Raw genomic sequence first — 22137 nt, forward strand, 5'->3', positions numbered from 1 at the left:
ATGAAGCTGATCACCTGGAACATTCAGTGGGCCCGCGGCATGGACAACCGCGTCGACCCGGCGCGCATCGTCGCCCATGCAAGGCAGATGGCGGATTTCGACGTTCTCTGCCTGCAGGAGGTCGCCGACAACTTTCCCGAGCTCGACGGCAATGACGAGACGAACCAGTTCGCGCGCTTCGCCGAACTGCTGCCCGGCTTCACCGCGATCGAGGGCATCGGCGTCGATGTCGACGACGGCAAGGGCGGCCGCCGGCGCTTCGGCAACCTGCTGCTGACGCGCTATCCCGTCGCCCAGGCGCTGCGCCATCTCCTGCCCTGGGAGGCGGCCGAGACCCGCAACATGCCGCGCATGCTGGTCGAGGCGATGGCGCTGACGCCGCTCGGCCCGGTCAGGCTGATGACGACGCATCTCGAATACTCGTCCTCCGAGCTGCGGGCCGCGCAGGTGAACGGCATCCGCGAGGCCCACCGCATGGCGCTGGCGCGTCACGCCAAACCCCGCTCCGCCGGGCCGCACACCTACAAGATGACGCCGAGCTCGGCGAGCGCCGTGCTCACCGGCGATTTCAACATGCTGCCGCAGGACCCGGTGCTGGCGCGGCTGATGGCGCCCTTCGACGGCGGCGAGCCGCCCCTCGTCGACCTCTGGCCTTCGGTGATGGGCGAGGCGCCGCATCCGCCGACCGCCAACCTGTACGACCAGACCTATGGCCAGCCCGGCTGCCTCGACTATGTGCTGGCGACGCCCGATCTCGCGGCGCGGGCCCGCTCGATCACCTGCGATGTCGAGACCAAGGTCTCCGACCACCAGCCGATCCTCGTCGAATTCGACGTCGATTGAAGACCACCCGCCGAATCACGGCGCCGCTCCCGAGACCGGAACAGCATGATCTTCACCCGCCAGGACCATGAGACGCTCGCGCGTATCCTCGCCGAGGCCGGCCGCCGCGAGGTCATGCCGCGCTTCCGCAACCTGAACGAGGGGGAGATCCGCGAAAAGCGCTCGGCCACCGATCTGGTGACCGAGTCCGACGAGGCGGCGGAACGCTTCATCAGTGCCGAGCTCGCCCGCGCCTTTCCGGGCGCCGCCCTGATCGGCGAGGAAGCGGTCGCCGCCGACCCGGCCCTGCTCGAGGCCCTCGCCGATGCCGAGCTCGCCTTCGTCATCGATCCGATCGACGGTACTCTCAACTATGCCTCCGACCTGCCGCTCTTCGCGGTGATGGCGGCGGCGCTCGTCAAGGGCGAGGTCGTCGCCGCCGTGATCCATGATCCGGTCGTCGAGGACAGCGCCATGGCGCTGCGCGGCGAAGGCGCCTGGCTCGCCCGCGGCGACGGCAAGAGCCGCGACCTGCGGGTGGCGCCGGGAGCCGATCCGTCGGCGATGACCGGCATGGTCAGCTGGCAGTATTTCCCCGAGCCGCTGCGCAGCGAGATTCCGGGGCGCCTGCCGGCCTTCGCCAATGTCTCGTCGCTGCGCTGCTGCGGCCATGAATACCGGCTCGCCGCCGCCGGCAACGGCCATTTCCTGCTCTATGGCCGCCTCAGCCCCTGGGACCATGCGCCCGGCTCGCTGATCTATGGCGAGGCCGGCGGCCATGTCCGCACGCTGAACGGGCAGCCCTATCAGCCGGCAAGGCCCACGCTCGGCCTGCTCTGCGCGCCTGACGAAGAAAGCTGGCTCCGGACCCGTGCCATTCTGGCGCCCTCCTTCGCCTGAGACGGGTGGCAAGACCACGCCGCCCCGGCGATGAGCGACGGGCGCCGAGGATTTCCTGGATCGCCAATCTCCCGTTTCGACCGTCGCCTCTTCCGAGAGCGGACGGAGCCGGCGCTCACCTCGAAGTGTTCAGGGCCACGGCGGCGAGAATCAGCGCCTTCAGCGCCTTTTCGTCGATCTTGTCGCCCTCATGGAAATCGATGGCACGCCTGGTGTTGCCTTCGAGGCTGGCGTTGAAGAGGCCTGCGGGGTCCTCCAGCGCAGCGCCCTTGGCGAAGGTCAGCTTCACGGCATTCTTGTAGGTCTCTCCGGTGCAGATGATCCCGGCGTGCGACCACACCGGAACGCCTCTCCACTTCCACTCCTCGACCACTTCGGCGTCGGCCTGCCTGATGAGCGCCCTGACCCGGGCCAGCGTCTCGCCCCGCCAATCGCCCAGCTCCTTGATTCTCGCATCGATCAGCTGGGAGGGAGTGTCCCCGCCTTCTGCTGCCTTCGTTTCGCTCTGCTTCATGGTCGCGGTCGCTTTCCTCATATCCGCTTACATCCGTTCGCCGGGCAATTGGCTGGCTTGCTTCACCCAGGCGGCCAGCTGAGCTTCGTCGAACTGGTCGTCCTCATGGATGTCGAGATAGCGCACCTCCTTCTGCTTGGACGGGCCTGGGGGAACCGGCTGCAGCGACGCGCCGCGGAAAAAGGCCACCTTGACGTATTTCGTGAAGCAATGGGTGCTGAGGAACCAGCCCTGGCCCTCGACGCCGTACAGCGGCGAGTTCCATTTGACCGCCTTGCAGACGCCGGGGACGGTGCGCGCGATCAGCGCGTCGAGGCGCTGCCCGACATCGCGTTTCCAGCCCGGCATGGCCGCGATATAGGCCTGCACCGGCGCATCGCCATAGCCCTTCGCGATCTGGGGGTTGCCGCCTGAGAGGAGGGTCGGCTCCGCGGCCGCCGCGGCTGTGGGCTCGAGAGCTGCCGATTTGGCGGCCGTCTTGCGCGGTTTGACCGTCTTCGCCGCGCCCTTCGTTGCTTCGATCGACGTCTTGTCGGCCATTATGTTCGCTCCGCTGAGGGACGGATGAATGCGCAAGGATGCTTGATTTCAGGATGTGGTCTCAATTTTCCCGGCATCTGGCAACACGCATGATCCAGCTTTGCGGCGGTTTTTTCGGAGCAGGTTACGAGCCCGCGCAGGTCCTGCATGCGGCGCAAGAAGCGTTCGAGGGTGCCGCAAGCCCTGTCGGCAGCGCGGGCGAGCGGCTCCTTGTTCCGGTTGAGGAAGGCCTCGATTCCAGGGATAGGCCTCGATTCGCCGGCTGTGATGGACCAGCCTTGCCCCCGCGTGGAAACTCGATATATTCAAAAAATACGATACATAGAGCTAGATACTCGGCAAGCTATTGGGGAGCCACATGCTGAACCGTCGTGACATGCTGGTGGGCGGCGCGGCCGCTGCGCTGGCCGGGTCGATCTCGGAAACCCGCGCCCAGGTGATCGCCACCGCCGCGCAAGGACAACGCGCGATCTCGGTTCTCAGCGACGGCGCCTTCGAGATGCCGCGCTCGATGCTGGCACGCGATATCCCGATTGAGACCATCGCGCAGGCGACCGGGGCGGCTGGCCCGAGCACGAGCGTGCTGAACGTGACCTGTTTCAGGCAGGGCGATCAGGTGATCGTGTTCGACTGCGGCTCGGGCTCGAATTTCCTGCCCGGCACCGGCAAGCTCGGCGCCAGCCTGGAGGCGGCCGGCATCGCGCCGGACAGCGTCACCCATGTGCTCTTCACGCATCTGCACCCGGACCATTTCTGGGGCGCGCTCGACGATTTCGATACGCCGCTCTTTCCCAATGCCCGCTGGCATGCCGACAGGCGCGAGGTCGCCTTCTGGACCGACGCCAAAGTCTACGAAAAGCTGTCCGAAGACCGGCACGCCTTCGCCGCCGGTGCGCAGCGGATCGTCAAGGCCTTGGGCGAGACGCTGGAACTGCACGATGCCGGCTCTGAATGGATCCCGGGCGTCGCAGCCTTCGACACTGCCGGGCACACGCCCGGGCACGTCTCGTTCGAGCTCAAGGATGCCAGCGGCCCGGTTTTCGTCCTCGGCGATGCGCTGACGCACAAGATCGCCTCCTTCGCCCATCCCGAATGGCGCCCCACCTCCGACCACGATGCCGATCTGGCGGTTGCGACAAGGCGCCGGCTGCTGGACCGGGCGGCCACGGAGAAGGCGCAGGTGATCGGCTATCATCTCGAGGGCGGCATCGGCCGGGTCGAGCGCGCGGGCAATGCCTACCGCTTCGCGACCCCAGGCTGACATCGGGCGAAGCAGCGGATGCCGGCTGCCCCTGGCTTACCGGCCTCCGACATGGAACTTCGCCTTGTCGGGCTTGTAGGTCCAGGCCAGTCCGGCATTCTTCCAGCCGTTGACGCTACGCTGGCCATAGGGCGAAAGGTCGCCCTCGAAGCCTTCATACTGGCTGTAGACCTGGGTGAACCCGGCCTCGGCCAGTTTGTCGGCGGCACGGGCCGAGCGGTCGCCGGAGCGGCACATCAGGATGACCCGGTCATTCTTGCTCAGCCCCTTTGCGGCCAGCAGCCGCTGGACGCTCTGGCTGAAGACCGGATTAGCGTCGAGCTTGTAGCGTCCTTCCCTATCGTCCCAATCCCAGAACTCGGTCACCTCGACGAAGGGAACATGCCCGTCGATCAGCGGCGCCCAGCCGGTGAACATCATTTCGGCGCGGGTTCGCACGTCGATGAACAAGGTGCGCGAGCCATCCTTGCTCATCGCCTCTGCTGCATCCCGCGGCCTCATATAGAGGCCAAGAGAGGTCTGCTTGGCCTTGGGAACCTCCGCTCTGGGCACCGCGATGGCAATGCCCGCTGACGGCGCGGCGGGCTGCGCCGGTGCCTGGGCGCCGCTCGGAGAGGAAGCGGCGACCATCATGATCACCGACAGGATGACGATCTGACGTTTCATGGCGGACTTCCCTGCCCTTTTCAAAATGCGCGTTCACGCAGCGCGCCGCGATCGGTCGCTTGATGCGTCACCGACGCAGCCGCGCTCGTGTCGAAACTTGCGGCCTTCCCGCTCAGGGCTGCGCCCGCTCGCAGGTACGGATGCCGAGCAAGGTGTAGGCCGGGCAGAAGCGGAACAGTGCCGTCGCCAGCATGACCACGCCACAGATCGTCAGCGCGTATTTCCACGCCCCCCAACCAGCGACAAGTTCGGCAAACGGCGAGACGAACGCCGCCATGACGAGCACAAGCCCAAAGACGAAGCGTACCCAGCGATCAAGGACACCGACATTCATCGACCTGCTCCTCGGTCAAAACATTCTTACATTCATATGTTTGAATTATTAGTTGTCAAGCGACCACCTCGCGACGACCGAGATTCTGCCGGCCGACGAAATCGATTGTGAGAAGGAATACGGCGAGGCGCGATGATCTCGATCAATCGCCGCGCCGATGGCTGCGACCACCGATTCTTCATCGTGGCGCCCGACGGGCCTGCAGTGGCGGGAGGCGCAGACCGCCCGCAACATCCGCTCAATGGCGGAAGATGTTCCGGATCGAGCCCTCCATCAGGAAGGCGATGCCGAGCCTGGCGCCGATCATCATGCCGGCAATCGCGATCGGCCAGGACAGCGCCATCATCGAGCCGGCCGAGATGCCCTGCCCGATGGTGCAGCCGCCGGCAAGGATGCCGCCTCCGCCCATGAAGACCGCGCCCAGCAGATGCCGGCGCATCTCGTGATGGTCGTCGAAGGCCTCCCAGCGGAACTCCGCATCGAAAATCGCAGAGGCGAACGAGCCGCAGACCACGCCGAAGATCGTGCCGACGCCGAAATCGAGCAGCCCGGCGGGCGTGGTCAGCACGGCATAGAGCGCCCGGCCGATCGGCGAGACGAAGGTCAGGCTCTGGGCCCTGGGGTTGATGGTGAACTCGTCGATGGCAACGCCGGTCGCCCACCATCCCAGCACCACGCCGAGGCCCAGCGTCAGCCCCGCCAGCAGCAGGCGCGGCGAGCGCCGCAGTCGCCGATCGATCAGCACGGCCACGAGGAGCACGGCCGAAGCGGTCACGCCGAGCGCGAGGCCGACCTCCCCCGCCCCCAGCCATTTCAGCACCGAGGGCAGATCGCCCTGAACCGAGCCGGGCACGGCTATCGCGACCTGCTCCAGCACGTCGATGCGCAGCGGCGCCAGCATGCCGCGCAATGTCGCATAGGCCACGGCGCCGAAGACGATCATCACGATCAGGCTGCGCAGATCGCCGGCGCCGAGCCGGATCAGCGAACCGAAGCCGCAGGTGCCCACCAGCGCCATGCCGATGCCGAAAAGCGTGCTGCCGAGGATGATCGAGAACCAGGCGATCGCATTGGGGACATAGGTCGAGAAGCCCGGCGACAGGTCGCCGCGCCAGATCAAGAGCTGCGTACCGAGCAGAGCGACGGCCAGCGCCAGCCCGAAGATCCGCAGCCGGCGCGTATCGCCGCCGATCCAGACATCCTCGACGGCGCCGAAGGAGCACAACCGCGCCCGGCGTGCCGTGAAACCGCAGGCGGCGCCGATCGCGGCGCCGACCAGCGTCACCGCCCAAGGCGACAACGGACCCATGGCTCAGCGCGAATGCGACGGAGCGATGCCGGTCATCGGTCGTCGGCCACCGGCTTCTGCGGTCCGCAGAAGATGTCGTAGATCACCGAGATCATGCGCCGGACATCGTCATTGGCGAGGCTGTAATAGATCGCCTTGCCGTCGCGCCGCGTCGTCACCAACTGGTCGAGCCGGAGCCTGGCGAGTTGCTGCGACACCATCGGCTGGCGCAGCGACAGGATGTGTTCGAGCTCGGTCACCGTGCGCTCCCGCTCGGCGAGCAGGCACAACAACAGCAGCCGATTCTCATGCGACAGGGCCTTGAGGAAATCGCTCGCCTTGCGCGCCTTCCGCATCAGGATGTCGAGCTCGGGCGAGAACTCCTCGCCGTCGCGCAGCTCGGTCTCGAGAGCCTTGGAAACGATCGCGCTCATTGTGCTTCCATCGTCGCGGCCACGCCTCTCGTTCGCTGAATGGGCTTTTCTATGTCAGCAAGCATCCTGCCAAGCAAACCCCAGAAAGTCTCGTTGCTCAGATAGCCGGTGATCCGGCCGACTTCGCGACCGTCCTCGACGAGGACGAAAGTCGGCGTGTAGCGAACCGGCCTGGCAAGAGCGGGATCGGCCGCACCGCCCCTGCCGAGGTCGATGCGCCGCAGCGGCGCGGCCCGCCCTTCCGCGGTCCTGTCATAGGCCGGGCCGACCTCGCGATCCCAGCGTGCGCACCAGATGCAGCCCTCGCGCTCGAACATCAGGAGCTCGGCGCTGCCGGCAGCCGTCGCAGGCAACAGCATGGCCGACAAGCCGACCAGGGCGCTTCGCACGACATTGGCAGTTGCATTCATCCGCTTAACATAGTCGTATTCAGATGTTTACACTAGAGGTAAGGCTACGCGTGTTCGACATCTCGATCGCAGGCGCTTTCACCGCCGGGCTGCTCTCGTTTCTGAGCCCCTGCGTGCTGCCGCTCGTCCCGCCCTATCTCTGCTTCCTGGCCGGCGTCGGCATCGCCGAACTCTCCGGCTCGAGCGGCAGGCTGGAGGCCCGCCAGTCGCGCCGCATCGTCATGATGGCCGGCGCCTTCGTGCTCGGCTTCACCACCGTGTTCGTGGCGTTGGGAGCGACGGCCTCGACCATCGGGACGATCGTCACCGCCTATTTCGAGACGCTCTCGATCATCGCCGGCGGGCTCATCCTGGTCATGGGCCTGCATTTCCTCGGCTGGCTGCGGATTCCGCTGCTCTATCGCGAGGCGCGTTTCCAGACCGAGCGCAAGCCGGCGAGCCTGTTCGGGGCCTATCTGGTCGGCCTCGCCTTCGCCTTCGGCTGGACGCCCTGTGTCGGGCCGGTGCTGGCGACCGTGCTGATGGTGGCCGGCGCCGAGGGAACGGCGTCGCGTGGCGCCGTCCTGCTGGCGGCCTATTCGCTCGGCATCGGCGTGCCCTTCCTGCTGTCGGCCGTGTTCGCCGGACCTTTCCTCAATCTGATGACGCGCTTTCGCCGACATATGCCGATGGTCGAGAAGACCATGGGCGCAGCGCTCGTCGTCACCGGCCTGCTGTTCATGACCGGGGCCATGCCGGTCCTTGCCGGCTGGCTCCTGCAGACGATTCCGGCCCTCGGCACGATTGGATAGGAGCGGCTCATGCTGACGCGCAGAACCCTGATGGGCACGGCCCTCGCGGCCACGCTGGCCAGGCCAGCCGCCGCCCGTGCGACGCTGGGCGAGGACGGGCTCTACCATCTCGACTGGTATCTCGAGAGCTTCCTCGACCTCACTGAGGACCTGCAGGGCGCAACCGCGAACGGCAAGCGCCTCGCCATCATGTGGGGGCTCAAGGGCTGCCCCGCCTGCCGCCGCATGCACGAGGTCCACCTCGCCGACCCGGCGATCGAAGGCTACATCAAGGCGAATTTCGAGGTGCTCCACCTCAACCATATCGGCGCCCGCGAGGTCACCGATTTCGACGGCGGCAAGCTCGGCGAGAAGGCGCTCGGCGAGCGCTACGGCGTCAGGTTCACCCCGACCATCCAGTTTCTGCCGGAAAGCGTCGCCGGGCTGAAGGACCGCAAGCCGCAGCAGCGCGAAGTGGCGCGGATGCCCGGCCTGCTCGACCCGCCGCAATTCCTGGCGATGTTCCGCTATGTCCGCGAGAAGGGCTATGAGGGCGCCCCGTTCAGCGACTGGCTCAAGCGCAACCTGCCCAAGACCGGCTGACCGGGCACCCGCTGGCATGCGCCTCGAGCCCGTTCTGGCCTCTAAGCATGCGCTCGCATCTAGGCGCTCCGGCGATCGAGCAGGTGATAGAGCGCGATCGCGGCGAAGGTCGCGGTGCCGATGCCGCCGAGCTCATAGCCGAAGATCGGCAGCTTGAGGTCGCCGGCGCCGAGGATCAGCGCGGTCGCGACCGTCAGCAGGTTCTTCGGCTCGGCGAAGTTCACCTTGTTCTCGACCCAGATGCGGCCGGCGGTGGCGGCGATCAGGCCGAAGACGACGACGGCGAGGCCGCCGAGCACCGCGACCGGGATCGTGCCGATCACCGCGCCGAACTTGGGCGAGAAGCCGAGTAGCAGCGCGATCGCGCCGGCGGCGACGAAGACCAGCGTCGAATAGACCCGGGTCACCGCCATCACGCCCATGTTCTCGGCATAGGTGGTGACGCCGGTGCCGCCGCCGGAGCCGGCGATCATCGTGCCGACGCCGTCGGCGAAGAAGCCGCGCCCGATCAGGTGGTCGAGGTTGCGCCCGGTCATCACCGAGATGCCCTTGATGTGCCCGAGATTCTCCGCCACCAGGATGATCGCGACCGGCACGATCAGCGCCATCGCCTTGGGCTCGAACACCGGTGCGACGAAGTTCGGCAGGCCGAACCAGGCGGCGGCGCTGACCTTGGCGAAATCGACCGGCGGCGCGCCGAAGCTCGCGGCCGTCGCGGCATAGAGGATATAGGCCGCAAGCCCGCCGATCAGCACCGGCAGGCGCTGCGCCAGGCCGCGGCCATAGACGGCGACGAGCGCCACCGCCACGACCGTGAACAGCGCGATCCATTTGGTATAGGGGCTGGCCGAGATCATGTTCATCGCGACGGAGGTCAGATTGAGACCGATCGCGGCCACCACCGCGCCGGTGACGACCGGCGGCAGCGTCTTTTCGATCCAGCGCGTGCCGACGCCCTGCACGACCAGGCCGATCAACGCATAAACCGCGCCGCAAGCGATGATGCCGCCGAGCGCGACCGGCAGGTTCACGTTCGGGCCCGAACCGGAATGGCCGGTGGCGGCGATGACGACGCCGATGAAGGCGAAGGAGGAGCCGAGATAGCTCGGCAGCCGCCCGCCGGTGATGACGAAGAACAGCAGCGTCGCGATGCCTGAGAAGAAGATCGCGACATTGGGGTCGAAGCCCATCAGGATCGGCGCCAGCACCGTCGAGCCGAACATGGCGACGACATGCTGCAGCCCGGCGATGATGGTCTGCCCGGTCGGCAGGCGCTCATCCGGCATCACCTCGCCCGAGGTCTTCAGCGTCCAGTTCGGAAAATAGCCAGCCATCGTGCCCGCTCCCAGCCACCGCGCGCATGCGCATCGGAGCGGAATAGTGGCAAGAATCGGGCCTGCGCCAAGCGAGCAGCGCGCGCCGTCCACCGCAAACAGCGCGCGCCGCCCGAGAACCTGATCAAGAATCCAGCCCTCATCCTGAGGAGGCCGCGAAAGCGGCCGTCTCGAAGGATGAGGGCGATACTCTCACACGGGCCACCAGGATCGGCGTTCGCTCAGGCCGCCGGCCGCCTCCGCCGGTCATCGATCGCAATCCGCCTGTCCTCGGCAATCAGCGCGTCGGCCTCGAGCTCCGGCAGCGCCCGCGCCTGCGCCATCGCCCGCTCCAGCGGCTCGGCGGAAAGGTCGGGCATGGTTTCGAAGCCGGGCAGGACGAAATAACTCTGCTGGAAATCGTCGATCTTGTAGCGGGTACGCATCACCCGCACCGGATCGAAGGCGATGCGGTTCGGCTTGCCGCTCTCCAGCGCATAGACCGTCTCGCCGGGCGAGGAAGCGATGCCGGCGCCGAAGATGCGCAGGCCCTGATCCGTCTCGACCAGCCCGAACTCGACGCTGTACCAGTAGAGCCGCGCCAGCCGGGCAAGATCTTCGGGGTCGCCATAGCGCAGGCCGGCTGCGCCATAGGCCGCGACGAAATCGGCGTAAGCAGGGTTCATCAGCAGCGGCACATGGCCGAAGACATCGTGGAAGATGTCGGGCTCCTCGATATAGTCGAACTCCTCCGGCCGCCTGATCCAGAACCCGGCCGGAAAGCGCCGCTCGGCGAGATGGCTGAAGAAGACCCGGTCCGGGACCAGCCCCGGCACCGCCACGATCTCCCAGCCGGTCGCCGCCTTCAGCGCCCGGTTCAGGTCACGGAAATCGGGGATGCCGTCGGCGGCGATGCCGAGCGCGGCGAGGCCGGCGAAGTACTCGTCGCAGACGCGGCCGCGCAGCAGTTCGAACTGCCGGCGGTGGAGCTTCGACCAGGTTTCGTGATCGGCGGCGGTGTAGCTCCCGTGGCGCTGGTCGACGACGAAATCGGCCGGAATCTGATGCGGCTGCAAGCCGGAGCGGATGAAGGGATCGGATGACATGGCGCACCTCCCAATGCTGGGAACATGCTGCTCCCGGCCCCGGGTCATGTCCTGCCTTTCTCTTGCCAACCCGGGCGTCATCGAGAATAATCCGACCTGAATTCAAATAATGAGGTCCGATCATGCCTCATTCTGCAAAACCGCCGTCACGCCTCGACGAGACCGACCGGCGTATCCTGCGCGCCCTGCAGCGCAATGGCCGGCTGACCAATGCCGCGCTCGCCGAGGGGATCGGCATGGCGCCCTCGCCCTGCCTGCGCCGGCTGAAAGCGCTGGAGGAGGACGGCGTCATCTCCGGCTACCGGGCGCTGATCGACCGCCGCACGCTCGGTCATGGCGTCGAGGCCTATGCCTTCGTCAAGCTCGCGCAATCGGATCCGGACTGGCGCACCCGCCTCATCGAGAAGCTGAAGGCCTTCGACGAGGTGATCTCCTGCCAGGCGATGACCGGCGAATGCGACCTGCTCGTCCACATCGTCGCCAGCGACATCGAGGCCTATGGCGAGTTCGCCATGCAGCGCCTGCTGACGCTGCCGGGCATCGCCGACATGCGCTCCTCCTTCGTGCTGGCGACGATCAAGCCCGACCGTGGCTGGCCGATCTGAGGGCTGCTTGGAAACGCACGGCCCTCATCCTGAGGAGCCGCGCAGCGGCGTCTCGAAGGTCAGGGCGCGAAGGCCTTCCGAGCGAACTCTGGGTGCTCGGCCTTGCAATCAGGGCGTCACGCCATAGGCGCGGTAGCGTTCGCCGGCGCTGCCGTCGAGATCGAGCGCCCTGGCGAAATCGGAGGCTGCCTCGGCCGCGTCGCCGCGGCGCTGATGCGCGATGCCCCGGCCATACCAGGCCTGCGCCAGCCGGGCATCGAGCGAGAGCGCCTTGTCGTAGTCGGCGATCGCGCCGTCGAGATTGCCGCGCTTGAGCAGGACCAGCGCCCGCGTGTGCAGGACCCCGCTCTGGTTCGGTGCGAGGCGCAGCGCCTCCTCGCAATCGGGCAGCGCCCCGGCCACCTGGCCGCTGACGGCGCGGATCAGGCAGCGCATGTTCCAGAAGCCGGCCTGCTCGGGATGACGCTTGATCAGGCGGCCGAGCTCGTCGATGGCGAGGCTCGGCTGCTGCGCGCTGACCAGCGCCTGCGTCAGGCCCAGCGCCGCGTCGATGCGGTGCGGCGCCAGGGCCAGCGCCTCGCGGTAATCCGGGATCGCCGCCTCGGGCTCCCCGAGAGCGCGCCGCACCGCAGCCCGCGACAGCCAGCCATCGGCATCGCCACGGTCGATGGCGAGCGCCGCGTCGAAATCGGCGAGCGCCCGCTGGAACTGCCGCGAGCGCTGCAAAAGCTGCCCGCGATTGAGCAATGCCGCATGGTTGGCCGGGGCGACCGCGAGCACCTCGTCATAGGCCTTCAGGGCGGCCGCGCCCTGCCCCCGCGCCTCGAGCGCGCGGGCCCGCTGGAACAGCGCCTCGACCGAACGGGGCGCGCGCCGCAGCGCCGCCTCGCAATCGGCAACCGCTTCCGCGAAGGCGCCGTCGCGCAAATGCAGCCTTGCCCGCTGGACCAGAGCCACGGGATGACCGGGCTCGATCGCCAGCGCGGTCGCGATATCCTGGCGCGCCTGCGCCTCGCGCTGCGGCTGGCCGATGCCGAACCGGGCCCGGCGAACCAGCCGCGCCACGTCGAGGCCGTCGATCGCCAGGGCGGCATCGAGCTCGGCGATCTCGTTGCGCGCCGGCCTGGCCGGCTGCGGCCGCGCCGCATGATAGGCCTGCCAGAAGGCCTCGCGCTCGCGCTGGAGTTGCTGGCGAGCGGAATGGAGGAAGGCCGCCAGGCGCATCGGCCAGACCTCGATGGAGCGCCCGAGCGCCGGCAGCAGCGCCTCCTGCCGCTCGATGGCGCCGGCATGGGCGGGATCGAGCGCCAGCACGGCGTCATAGGCCGCGTGCGCCGCCAGCCGGTCGCCGAGCATGTCCTCGGCCAGTGCCAGGCCGAAGCGCATCGCCAGATCGTTCGGACGCGCCCGCAGCACCGAGGCATAGGCCTCGCGGGCAGGCGCGGCGCGGCCGAGCGCGAGCAGGGCGTCGGCCCGCATGGCGCCCCAGTCGATCGCGTTGCGCCCCGGCCCGGCCCGGTCGAGGTCGCCCAGCGCCTCGCCGTTCCGCCCGAGCGCGAGAAGCAGGCGGGCGCGGTTGCGCAAGCTGTTGCCATCCCGCGGCGCCAGCGCCAGCGCCCGGTCGAGATCGCGCAGCGCCTCGGCCTGCCGGCCCTGCTCGATCAGCAGCAAGGCGCGGTTGTTGAAGGCGAAGACGGTGTCCGGATACGCTTCGAGCAGGGCACCATAGGCCGCGATGGCCTGGACCGGCCGGCCGCTCCGCTGCAGCACCAGCGCGCGGCGAGACAAGCCGGGCTGGCTATCCGGATCGAGCCGCAGCGCCCGCTCATAGCTCGCGAGCGCCGCCTCCTTATGCCCGAGGGTCTCGAAAGCGCGCCCACGCTCGACCCAGGCCTGCGGCACCGCCGGTTCGAGCCGCAGGGCGCGGTCGAAGGCGGCGACCGCCTCGCCGGGGCGTTTCAGCGCCGATAGCGACAGGCCGCGCCGATAATGATGCGAGGCGATGGCGGGCTCCAGCTCGAGCGCCATGTCGAGATCGACCAGCGCGAGATCGTGCTCGCCGAGGCTTTGCAGCAGCCGGGCCCGCGCCGCACGAGCCCAGGCGCTGGAGGGTTCGCGCTGCAGGCTGCGGTCGAGATCGGCTCGTGCGCCGGCGAGGTCGCCACGGCGCTCGCGCAGGCCGGCCCGATCGATCAGCAGGCTCGCCGGCGCCATGCCGGCGGCGAGGCCGGCAGCGATCACCGCTTCCGCCTCGCGATGGCGCCCGAGCGCCGAAAGCACCGCCGCGCGGCCGCGCAGCGCCGCGAGATGGCCGGGTGTCGCCTTCAGGGCCGCTTCGAAATCGCGCAGCGCCGCGTCATGGGCGCGCTCGCCCTGCGCCAGCCAACCACGGCTGGCGAGGAAATCGGCCCGGTCGCTGCGGTTCAGTTCCACCCGCAGGCTGTCGTCGCAGGCCGCCTTGCGCTCGCCGCGCGGCGCCTCGATCCTGCCCATGCAGATTTGCGCGCGCTCGCTGGCCTGCTCCGCCGGAAAGATCGACGGTAGCGGCGCATGAGCCGATACGGGCGCGGCCTGGAGCAGAGCCAGCGCGCCCAACAGGACAAGGCGACGCGACTTCATGGGACAACGTCTCGCGATGACACCCGCAACATGAGAGCGGCATCCGTTTCGCGAATCCAGATTTTGTTCCATGCCGCCGGCAGAAAATCGCCCGCTGTGCCGCGCCGGTCACAGCGCGGCACAGCGGGCGCTCGACGGGCGCGTTCTACTCGGCAGCCGCCTGCGGATGCACGCGCGCACCCCGCGCGATCAGCTTGTTGAGCGCGACGAGATAGGCCTTGGCGGAGGAGACCAGCGTATCGGGATCGGCGCCGCGGCCGGTGACGGAGGAGCCGCCATCGGAGAGCCTGACCGAGACCTCGGCCTGCGCGTCCGTGCCTTCGGTCACGGCGTGGACGTCATAGAGCTCGAGCCGCGCCTCATGCGGCACGATCGCCTTGATCGCGTTGAAGACGGCGTCGATCGGGCCGTTGCCCTCGGCCTCCTCGCAGACGACCCGGCCCTCGACATCGAGCTTCATCATGGCGCGCTGCGGGCCGCGCGTGCCGGCGATCACCGTCAGCGAGACCAGCTTCACCCGGTCATGGGCGGAGGCGATGTTCTCGTCGACCAGGGCCTCGATGTCCTCGTCGTAGACATGCTTCTTGCGGTCGGCCAGGGCCTTGAAGCGGGTGAAGGCGTCCTCCAGCTGGTTGTCGCCGAGGTCGTAGCCCATCTCCTTCAGCTTGGAGCGGAAGGCGGCGCGGCCTGAATGCTTGCCCATCACCAACGAGGTCTTGGTCACGCCGACCGATTCGGGCGTCATGATCTCGTAGGTCTGCTGGTGCTTCAGCATGCCGTCCTGGTGGATGCCGCTCTCATGGGCGAAGGCATTCCGGCCGACGATCGCCTTGTTGTACTGCACCGGGAAGGAGCAGGCGGTCGAGACCGCCTTGGAGGCCCGGGTCAGCAGGGCAGCCTCGATCCCGGTGTCGTAGGGCAGCACGTCGCCGCGCACCCGGAGCGCCATCACCACCTCTTCCAGCGCGGCATTGCCGGCGCGCTCGCCGATGCCGTTGATGGTGCACTCGACCTGCCTGGCGCCGCCCTCGATGCCGGCCAGCGAATTGGCCACCGCCAGGCCGAGATCGTTATGGCAATGCACCGAGAAGATCGCCTTGTCGGCGTTCGGTACGCGCTCGCGGATCTGCTGGAACATGGCGCGATACTCGTCCGGCGTCGCATAGCCGACCGTATCGGGCAGGTTGATCGTGGTGGCGCCCGCCTTGATCGCGGTCTCGACCGTCCGGCAGAGATAGTCGATCGGCGTCCGCGTCGCGTCCATCGCCGACCATTCGACATCCTCGACCAGGTTGCGCGCCTGGGCGACCGTCCTGGTGATGATCTCCAGCACCTCCTCCTCGGTCTTGCGCATCTGGTGCTGCAGATGGATCGGCGAGGTCGAGACGAAGGTGTGGATGCGCGGCTTCACCGCATGGCGGACGGCCTCGCCGGCGCGGGCGATGTCGGCGCTGATGGCGCGGGCCAGGCCCGCCACGGTCGCGCGCTTGATCCGCCTGGCGATCTCCGACACCGCCTCGAAATCACCGTCGGAGGCGATCGGGAAGCCGGCCTCGATGATGTCGACGCCCATCGCGTCGAGGAAGTCGGCGATCTCGAGCTTCTCCTCGAAGGTCATGGTGGCGCCGGGGCATTGCTCGCCATCGCGCAGGGTGGTGTCGAAGATCAGTACCCGGTCCTTCGACGAGGCGGGCTTGCTGGAGACGGTCATGCTGCTGTTCCTTGGCTCGGAACGCGCCGCTATTTCGTATGGCTGGCGCGGAGGGTCTGGATTTCGGCTCTCGTCACTCCCCTGAGCGCCCAGGCATGCATGCCCGGCCGGCCCTCAGGGGCTGATAAGGAGAAGAAGCTGACCAAGGCCGAGAGGAGAGCGCATGCCGGTGCGCCGCGCGGTCGCGCGGTTCTGCGTCAGGGCATGGGTGGCGGATGCGGCCACAGGCGTTCCTCTTCGAATGACGCTGTGTAACCGATTTGGCGTGGCCTGTGCAAGGCGCCCGATCAGCGCGCCGCGCCGGCCTTCTCCTTCAGCGTCCTCAGCCCGGCCAGCGGCGCCGGCCAGATCTGCAGGCGGTAGAAATCGTCACCGTCGAGCCCATCCTCGCTCAGGCTGTCGAGACCGACATAGGAAGCGCGCAGCCGGTAGGGGCCGGCCGGAACCGAGAGCCGCGCCGCCTCCGGCAGCGCATCCGTGCAGCCGAGGACAGCGATCCGGCCGGAACGCACGGTGAAGGAGCATTCGTTGACGAGATCCCATTCGCGGAAATCATCCTCCGGCTCCTCCTGGTGGAGCGAAACCACGATCGGCACCGCCATGTTGCGAACGGTGCCGATGCCGACGCTGCATTCCGCCACCGCGATCAGCCGCTCGACGGCATCGTCCGTCCAGAGCGGGCCAAAATCCTCGTTGGCCGCTTCGTCCTGCACATAGAACTGGAAATAGTCGGCGAAGACGGCGATCTCGATTTGGGCTTCGACGGTCATGGCGGTCAGCATCCAGTAGGGTGGTGACAAGACTGTGTCCGCCGGCCGCCGCTGATTGGCTGCCGGCATGGAATCGGTCATGGTCGGCGGCGATCCTGTTTCGGAGTCGATCATGCGTGCCGGACTTCTCGCTATCGCCCTCGGCCTCGCGCTCGCCGCCTGCCAGACCGCCGGCCCGCCGCCGGCCCCCTCGCCCGAGCAGGCGCCGACCGGCGTGACCCCGAACACCTTCCGCATGCCGGCCGGCAGCGGCTGCGGCGGCGAGATCGAGCGCTTCAAGGCGGTTGTCGACAACGACGTGCAGACCGGGCACACGACCCGGAACGTGCATGTCCGCGTCAGCGCCGAGATCGAAAAGGCGCGCGCGACCTGCGCCTCCGGCAATGAGAGCGGCGCGCTCGCCCAGCTCCGGACGACCAAGACGAAATTCGGTTATCCGTGAGAACAGTCCGTCATGCTCGGGCTTGACCCGAGCATCTCCTGCGGAAGAGGCACGCAAGCCGCCTTCTGCCGGAGATTCTCGGGTCTGCGCTTCGCTTGACCCGAGAATGACGCTCCGCCCTACGCCGCCAGCCCCCGCTTCTCCAGCAGCGCGTCCGGCGTCGGCAACCTGCCCCTGAACAGCGTATAGGCCTCGGCCGGATCGCGCGTGTCGCCGGCCGAGTAGATGTAGCGCTTGAGCTTGCCCGCGACCTCGACCGAGAACACGTCGCCCGCCTCGATGAAGGCGTTGAAGGCGTCGGCGTCCATCACCTCCGACCAGAGATAGCTGTAATAGCCGGCCGAATAGCCATCGCCCGAGAAGACATGGCTGAAATGCGGGGTGCGGTGGCGCATGGTGATCTCGGCCGGCATGCCGATCCTTGCGAGCTCGGCGGCCTCGAAGGCGAGCGGATCGACCTTTGCCGGGGCCTCGAGCGAATGGAAGGCGAGGTCGACCAGCGCCGAGGAGGTGTATTCCACCGTGGCGAAGCCCTGGTTGAAGGTCTGCGCCTTCCTGATCTTCTCGATCAGCGCGTCGGGAATCGGCTCGCCGGTCTCGGCATGCAGGCAGAAGCGCTGCATCACCTCCTTCGTCAGGAACCAGTGCTCGTAGAGCTGCGACGGCAGCTCGACGAAATCGCGCGACACCGAGGTGCCGGCGAGCGACCCGTAGGTCACGTCCGAGAGCAGCCCGTGCAAGGCGTGCCCGAACTCGTGGAACAGGGTGCGCGCATCGTCGATCGAGAGCAGCGCCGGCTTGCCTTCAGCCGGCTTGGCGAAGTTGCAGACATTGACGATGATCGGCCGGACCTCGCCGTCCTGCCGGCGCTGGCCGCGATAGGCGCTCATCCAGGCGCCGGAACGCTTCGAGGGGCGGGCGAAATAATCGCCGAGGAACAGGCCGATATGCCGGCCGCTCGCCTCTTCGCTCACTTCCCAGATGCGGACATCGGGATGATAGCCGGCGAGTTCGGGCTTCTCGGCGAAGGAAAGCCCGAAGAGCTTGCCGGCCGTGTCGAAGGCGGCGGCGATGATCCGGTCGAGCTGGAGATAGGGCTTCAGCACGGCCTCATCGAGCGCATAGGTCTGCTGCCGGACCTTCTCCGAATAATAGCGCCAGTCGGAGGGGCGGATCGGCCCGTTCTCGCCCTCGGCCTGGGCCAGCGCGGCAAGATCGGCGGCCTCCTGCGCGGCGCGCGCCTTGGCCGGCTTCCAGACCAGCTCGAGCAGCTCTCGGACATGAGCCGGCGTCTTCGCCATCGAATCGTCGAGCTTGAAATCGGCGAAGGTCGCAAAGCCGAGCAGCTTCGCCTTCTGCGCCCGGAGCTCGACCATCTCGGCGACGATGGCGCGGTTGTCTGTTTCGCCGCCATTCTCGCCGCGCCGGCTCCAGGCCAGGAAGGTTTCCTCGCGCAGGTCACGCCGTGTCGAGAAGGTCAGGAAGGGCTCGATGATCGAGCGCGACAGCGTCACCGCATGCTTGCCGGGATGGCCGCGATCGGCGGCAGCGCGCGCCATCGCCGCGACGACGAAGGGCGGCAGGCCGGCAAGGTCCGCCTCGTCCTCCAGCACCAGCGCATAGCCCGCCTCGTCCTTGAGCAGGTTCTGGCCGAAGCTGGTGCCGAGGCCCGCCAGCCGCTCGTTGATCGCCGCGAGCCGGGCCTTGTCCTCAGGCCCGAGCTGCGCGCCCGAACGGACGAAGCCGCGATGCGTCCGCTCCAGCAGGCGCGTCTGCTCGGCGTCGAGGCCGAGCGCCTCGCGCTGGCGGAACACGGCATCGACCCGCGCGAACAGGGCCGGATCCATCATGATCGCCGACCAGTGGCGCGACATCACCGGCGACATCTCGCGCTCGATCGCCTGCAGCGCCTCGTTGGTGTCGGCCCCGGCGAGATTGTAGAACACGCCGCCGAGCCGGCTCATGCCGCGCCCTGCCCGCTCCAGCGCCTCGACCGTGTTGGCGAAGTCCGGCGCGGCGGGCTCGGCCTTGATCGCCTCGATCTCGGCCCGGTGCTTCTCCAGCGCCGCCGGATAGGCCTCGCGGATATGTTCGGGGGTGATCTCGGCGAAGGGTGGCAGGCCGAATGGCGTCTCCCAGGCCTGCGCGAACGGGTTGCCCGCGGGCAGGTTCAGGGCTTCGGATGCGGTCATCTGGTCATCCTCGAACGTGCCGGGCTCAGGCACCCAAAAACAATCGCTGTCATTCCGGACAAGCCGCGTAGCGGCGCAGCTCCGGAATCCATCGTAGGGCGCAGCGCTCTACAATGGATTCCGGCGCTCCACTGCGCTGCGGCCGGAATGACGCGCGTGGAGGTCACGGCGTTTTCGCTTCCCGCCCGAAGATATGGGCGAGATAGGCGCTCATGAAGGGCGGCATGTCGTGGCCGGCACAATCGCCGAGATTGCGGACGATCACCATGTCGGAGAGCTCGGGCTCCTCCTGCCGGCCGATCCGTTCCAGCATCACGGCCCGGGCCGCCTCCGCCGGGAGGTCGATCCCGACCGGGCGCATGAAGGCAACCTTGCCGGGCACGATCACCGCCGTCCAGCGCTCCTCGACTGTGATCTCGCCGGGCTCCAGCCCGGTCTCCTCGCAGAGCTCGCGGGTGACGCTGCCGGCGAGATCGAGGCTGCCATCGGGCCGGACATCGTCCTGGTCGGGGGTGCCGGCGGCGAAATAGACCTTGCCGGCATTGGCGGTGTGCTCGCCCATCCGGCCGAGCAGGAAGGCGCCGTCCGCCGCCCGGAGCGCCGCCATGCCGAAGCCGTTGCGGATCGAGGGTGGCGGCTGGCCAAAATCGCGCCAGGCCAGGAAGGCGGCGTAGTCGGCGCCGAAATAGCCGGCGCGGAAGACGCCGTCTTCGATCGCCGCCCGGTGCTGCAGCATGACGCGGCCGTTGAACATCGAAGGCTTGCCAACGGTCAGCTTCGCCCAATGTTCGGCGATTCCGTCGGCCTTCTCGCGCGCGAACTCCCAGTCATAGGGCTCGACCAGAGCCTCGACGCGGCTCAGCGCGACGATGCTGCCATCGGCGACGCCATTGCCCGTCACAGCAGCACGCCCTCGCTCATCATCACCGCCGCCCCACCGATCGTGGCCGAGACCAGTGTGCCGCCCTCGACCACCAGCCCGAGCTCGATCTGCGACGGCCGGCCCATCTCGTAGCCCTGCTCGACGACAAGGCGATGCTCGCCATCGCCCGGCTTCTCGAAGCGCATGACCGCCCCGGCGAAGGCAGCGACCGCCGAGCCGGTGGCTGGATCCTCGGCGACGCCCATGCCGGGGGCGAACATCCGCGCATGGAAATGATGACCCGTCTCGACGGTCTCGCGGCAATAGGCGAAGGCGTTCTCCTGCCCGGCAGGCCGCATCGCCTGCGACCACAGGCTGGTGTCGAGACGGATGCCGGCCAGGGCCTTGCGCGTCGCCACCGGCACCAGCGTGAAGCCGAGCCCGGCCGAGAACACGCTCGGCACGTGCTCGTCGAAGCCGATGTCGCGCCGGTCGAGCCCCAGCGCACCGGCCAGCAGCGACAATGCAGCGGCCCGCTCGACCTGCTCCGGCAGGCGCGGCAGGGTGAAGGTGGCGCGACCGGAGCGCGCCGTGCTGCGGCCGACGGCGCAGGGCACGAGCCCGACCTTCTCCTCCAGCACGAGCAGATCGGCGGGCCTGCCCTCGGCCGCGTCGCGCAAGGCGAGCAGGACCGCCGTGCCGACCGTCGGGTGGCCGGCGAAGGGCAGTTCGCGCTCGGGCGTGAAGAGGCGGATGGCGGCGCGGTGCGCGGGGTTGTCGGGCGGCAGGACGAAGACCGTCTCCGACAGGTTGAACTCGCGGGCGATCGCCTGCATCGCCGCGGCATCGAGACCCTCGCTATCGAGCACCACCGCCAGCGGATTGCCGGCGTGAGGACGGGCGGCGAAGACGTCGAGCGTGACGAAGCGGCGCTGCATCAGGACTTCCCTTGCGGTCTTGGAATCGTCAGTTCGATCGTCAGCGGGCAATGGTCGGAAGCCTTGGGCCGGTCCCAGCCGACGCGCGGATAGCGATCATTGGTCAGCGCCAGCTTGCCCATCGAGCGGTCGGCCTCGCGCGGGTCGAGCGGCACGCGATAGGGCAGGCCGCGCCGGATCATCTGCATCCTCGGCGCCGGATTGGCCGCCGCCAGCGCCGGCGAGAGCAGGATATGATCGAGCGGCATATGGCTCTCGAGCAGGCGCTGCTGCGTCTCCGACCAGTAGCGCCGGAAATGCGTCCAGCGCTCGTGCTCCGGCAAGCCTCCCATCGGGTCGATGGCGAAATCGTCGAGCAGCGGCTCGATCCCGCTCTCGCCCTCGTCCGTCGGCGCCGCCAGCGGACCCAGCCCGACGCGATAGGCGTTGAGGTCGCCGAGGATCGCCCAGTTCGCTTCGTGCCAGCCGCCGCCGAAGCGCTCCTCGACGATGCGCCTGACCGCCAGCGCCTCGGCCCGGCGGATCGGCAGCGTCGCCTGCCGGCCGTCGTCGCGGCCATTGTTCATCGACTTGAGATGGCAGCCGAACAGCGTCAGCTCCCGGTCGCCGAGATCGAGCGTCACCGAGAGGCAGTCGCGGGCGAAGACCTTGTCGCGCGGGCCGATGCCGAAGGCGGCGATCTCGGGCGAAAAGGCGCCCGCTTCCGCGAAGCTCATCTCCTTGTGCGAGCGTACCGCGACCTGCTGCGGCGCCACGAGATCGCGCCGGGCGGCGAAGCCGATGTCGATATTGCGCCGGTCATTGCCGTCGATCAGGGTGAAATGGCCGTAGCGATGATCGGCGATGCGGTGGACGTAATTGGCGAAGAAGGCCTGCAGGCTGGCGAGCGAATCGACCTCCTGCAGCATCCAGAGATCGGCCTTGGCCTCCGCCAGCGCCAGCGCGGTCATCTGGCGCTTGTCGTCTTCCAGCGCGATCATCGTTTCCATGCCGGGGCGCAGCCAGCCGACGGTGGAGTTGGACGTGCCGAAGTCGAT

Annotated in this window: 23 protein-coding genes; 7 read left to right on the top strand and 16 right to left on the bottom strand. The window is 68.1% G+C overall.

The genetic code is table 11. From position 1 onward, the window contains the following. Complete coding sequence (locus tag V6M56_RS01000) at positions 1–843, top strand: endonuclease/exonuclease/phosphatase family protein (protein WP_332680703.1); 843 nt, start codon at positions 1–3, stop codon at positions 841–843. Positions 844–888: 45 nt separating this feature from the next. Further along, complete coding sequence (locus V6M56_RS01005; RefSeq protein ID WP_332680704.1) at positions 889–1722, top strand: inositol monophosphatase family protein; 834 nt, start codon at positions 889–891, stop codon at positions 1720–1722. A 115-nt stretch (positions 1723–1837) separates the two neighbouring features. Here V6M56_RS01005 and V6M56_RS01010 read toward each other — a convergent pair whose 3' ends face one another. After that, positions 1838–2257, bottom strand: coding sequence for a DUF1801 domain-containing protein (locus V6M56_RS01010; protein WP_332680705.1), 420 nt, complete (start codon positions 2255–2257; stop codon positions 1838–1840). Positions 2258–2263: 6 nt separating this feature from the next. After that, complete coding sequence (locus tag V6M56_RS01015) at positions 2264–2776, bottom strand: DUF1801 domain-containing protein (RefSeq protein WP_332680706.1); 513 nt, start codon at positions 2774–2776, stop codon at positions 2264–2266. Positions 2777–3134: 358 nt separating this feature from the next. On the opposite strand from V6M56_RS01015, the gene V6M56_RS01020 reads away from it, so the two are divergent. Beyond that, complete coding sequence (locus tag V6M56_RS01020; RefSeq protein WP_332680707.1) at positions 3135–4037, top strand: MBL fold metallo-hydrolase; 903 nt, start codon at positions 3135–3137, stop codon at positions 4035–4037. A 36-nt stretch (positions 4038–4073) separates the two neighbouring features. On the opposite strand, the gene V6M56_RS01025 is transcribed toward V6M56_RS01020, so the two are convergent. The 5 genes from V6M56_RS01025 to V6M56_RS01045 form a co-directional block, all read right to left on the bottom strand. Next, a complete protein-coding gene (locus tag V6M56_RS01025) occupies positions 4074–4703 on the bottom strand; it encodes a rhodanese-like domain-containing protein (RefSeq protein ID WP_332680708.1) in 630 nt (209 codons plus the stop codon). Between the two features lie 112 nt (positions 4704–4815). Further along, complete coding sequence (locus V6M56_RS01030; protein WP_332680709.1) at positions 4816–5037, bottom strand: YgaP family membrane protein; 222 nt, start codon at positions 5035–5037, stop codon at positions 4816–4818. A 238-nt stretch (positions 5038–5275) separates the two neighbouring features. Then, the gene (locus V6M56_RS01035; protein WP_332680710.1) at positions 5276–6346 is read right to left on the bottom strand and encodes a YeeE/YedE family protein; all 1071 of its coding nucleotides are present in this window, start codon (positions 6344–6346) and stop codon (positions 5276–5278) included. A 32-nt stretch (positions 6347–6378) separates the two neighbouring features. Beyond that, positions 6379–6759 carry a metalloregulator ArsR/SmtB family transcription factor gene (locus tag V6M56_RS01040; protein ID WP_332680711.1) on the bottom strand — a complete coding sequence of 127 codons (381 nt, stop codon included), beginning with the start codon at positions 6757–6759 and terminating at the stop codon, positions 6379–6381. Then, on the bottom strand, positions 6756–7169 hold the full coding sequence (locus V6M56_RS01045) for a thioredoxin family protein (protein WP_332680712.1): 414 nt from the start codon (positions 7167–7169) through the stop codon (positions 6756–6758). Before V6M56_RS01045 ends, V6M56_RS01040 begins: the two co-directional genes overlap by 4 nt. 23 nt (positions 7170–7192) lie before the next feature. Here V6M56_RS01045 and V6M56_RS01050 point away from each other — a divergent pair, with 23 nt between their 5' ends. Next, positions 7193–7960: a cytochrome c biogenesis CcdA family protein gene (locus V6M56_RS01050; protein ID WP_332680713.1), complete on the top strand. Its 768-nt coding sequence runs from the start codon at positions 7193–7195 to the stop codon at positions 7958–7960. 9 nt (positions 7961–7969) lie between these two features. Next, positions 7970–8542, top strand: a complete 573-nt coding sequence (locus V6M56_RS01055; RefSeq protein WP_332680714.1) for a SoxW family protein — start codon at positions 7970–7972, stop codon at positions 8540–8542. A 59-nt stretch (positions 8543–8601) separates the two neighbouring features. Here the strand turns inward: V6M56_RS01055 and V6M56_RS01060 are convergent, their stop codons facing one another. Together V6M56_RS01060 and phhA are read right to left on the bottom strand one after the other, a co-directional pair. Beyond that, positions 8602–9876 (bottom strand): solute carrier family 23 protein, encoded by a 1275-nt coding sequence (locus V6M56_RS01060; RefSeq protein WP_332680715.1) that lies wholly within the window; start codon positions 9874–9876, stop codon positions 8602–8604. A gap of 221 nt (positions 9877–10097) precedes the next feature. Next, positions 10098–10961, bottom strand: a complete 864-nt coding sequence (gene phhA / locus V6M56_RS01065) for a phenylalanine 4-monooxygenase (RefSeq protein ID WP_332680716.1) — start codon at positions 10959–10961, stop codon at positions 10098–10100. A gap of 122 nt (positions 10962–11083) precedes the next feature. On the opposite strand from phhA, the gene V6M56_RS01070 reads away from it, so the two are divergent. Next, positions 11084–11566 (top strand): Lrp/AsnC family transcriptional regulator, encoded by a 483-nt coding sequence (locus tag V6M56_RS01070; protein ID WP_332680717.1) that lies wholly within the window; start codon positions 11084–11086, stop codon positions 11564–11566. A 108-nt stretch (positions 11567–11674) separates the two neighbouring features. On the opposite strand, the gene V6M56_RS01075 is transcribed toward V6M56_RS01070, so the two are convergent. From V6M56_RS01075 to V6M56_RS01085, 3 genes are all read right to left on the bottom strand, one after another. Continuing rightward, a complete protein-coding gene (locus V6M56_RS01075; protein WP_332680718.1) occupies positions 11675–14185 on the bottom strand; it encodes a tetratricopeptide repeat protein in 2511 nt (836 codons plus the stop codon). A gap of 145 nt (positions 14186–14330) precedes the next feature. Beyond that, the gene (locus V6M56_RS01080) at positions 14331–15896 is read right to left on the bottom strand and encodes a 2-isopropylmalate synthase (protein WP_332680719.1); all 1566 of its coding nucleotides are present in this window, start codon (positions 15894–15896) and stop codon (positions 14331–14333) included. Between the two features lie 287 nt (positions 15897–16183). Further along, complete coding sequence (locus V6M56_RS01085) at positions 16184–16666, bottom strand: hypothetical protein (protein ID WP_332680720.1); 483 nt, start codon at positions 16664–16666, stop codon at positions 16184–16186. A gap of 112 nt (positions 16667–16778) precedes the next feature. Between V6M56_RS01085 and V6M56_RS01090 the strand changes: the two genes are divergently transcribed. Continuing rightward, positions 16779–17108: a hypothetical protein gene (locus V6M56_RS01090; RefSeq protein ID WP_332680721.1), complete on the top strand. Its 330-nt coding sequence runs from the start codon at positions 16779–16781 to the stop codon at positions 17106–17108. 119 nt (positions 17109–17227) lie between these two features. Here V6M56_RS01090 and V6M56_RS01095 read toward each other — a convergent pair whose 3' ends face one another. The 4 genes from V6M56_RS01095 to V6M56_RS01110 all read right to left on the bottom strand — a co-directional run. After that, positions 17228–19300, bottom strand: coding sequence for a M3 family metallopeptidase (locus V6M56_RS01095; RefSeq protein ID WP_332680722.1), 2073 nt, complete (start codon positions 19298–19300; stop codon positions 17228–17230). 163 nt (positions 19301–19463) lie between these two features. Next, positions 19464–20201, bottom strand: a complete 738-nt coding sequence (locus tag V6M56_RS01100; protein ID WP_332680723.1) for an NUDIX hydrolase — start codon at positions 20199–20201, stop codon at positions 19464–19466. Next, positions 20198–21100 (bottom strand): PhzF family phenazine biosynthesis protein, encoded by a 903-nt coding sequence (locus V6M56_RS01105; protein ID WP_442881045.1) that lies wholly within the window; start codon positions 21098–21100, stop codon positions 20198–20200. The genes V6M56_RS01100 and V6M56_RS01105 overlap by 4 nt, the downstream gene beginning before the upstream one ends. After that, on the bottom strand, positions 21100–22137 hold a 1038-nt coding region (locus V6M56_RS01110; RefSeq protein ID WP_332680724.1), incomplete at its 5' end, for an endonuclease/exonuclease/phosphatase family protein. The genes V6M56_RS01110 and V6M56_RS01105, both read right to left, overlap by 1 nt.

Source organism: Allobosea sp., from assembly GCF_036675845.1.
Lineage (GTDB): Bacteria > Pseudomonadota > Alphaproteobacteria > Rhizobiales > Beijerinckiaceae > Allobosea.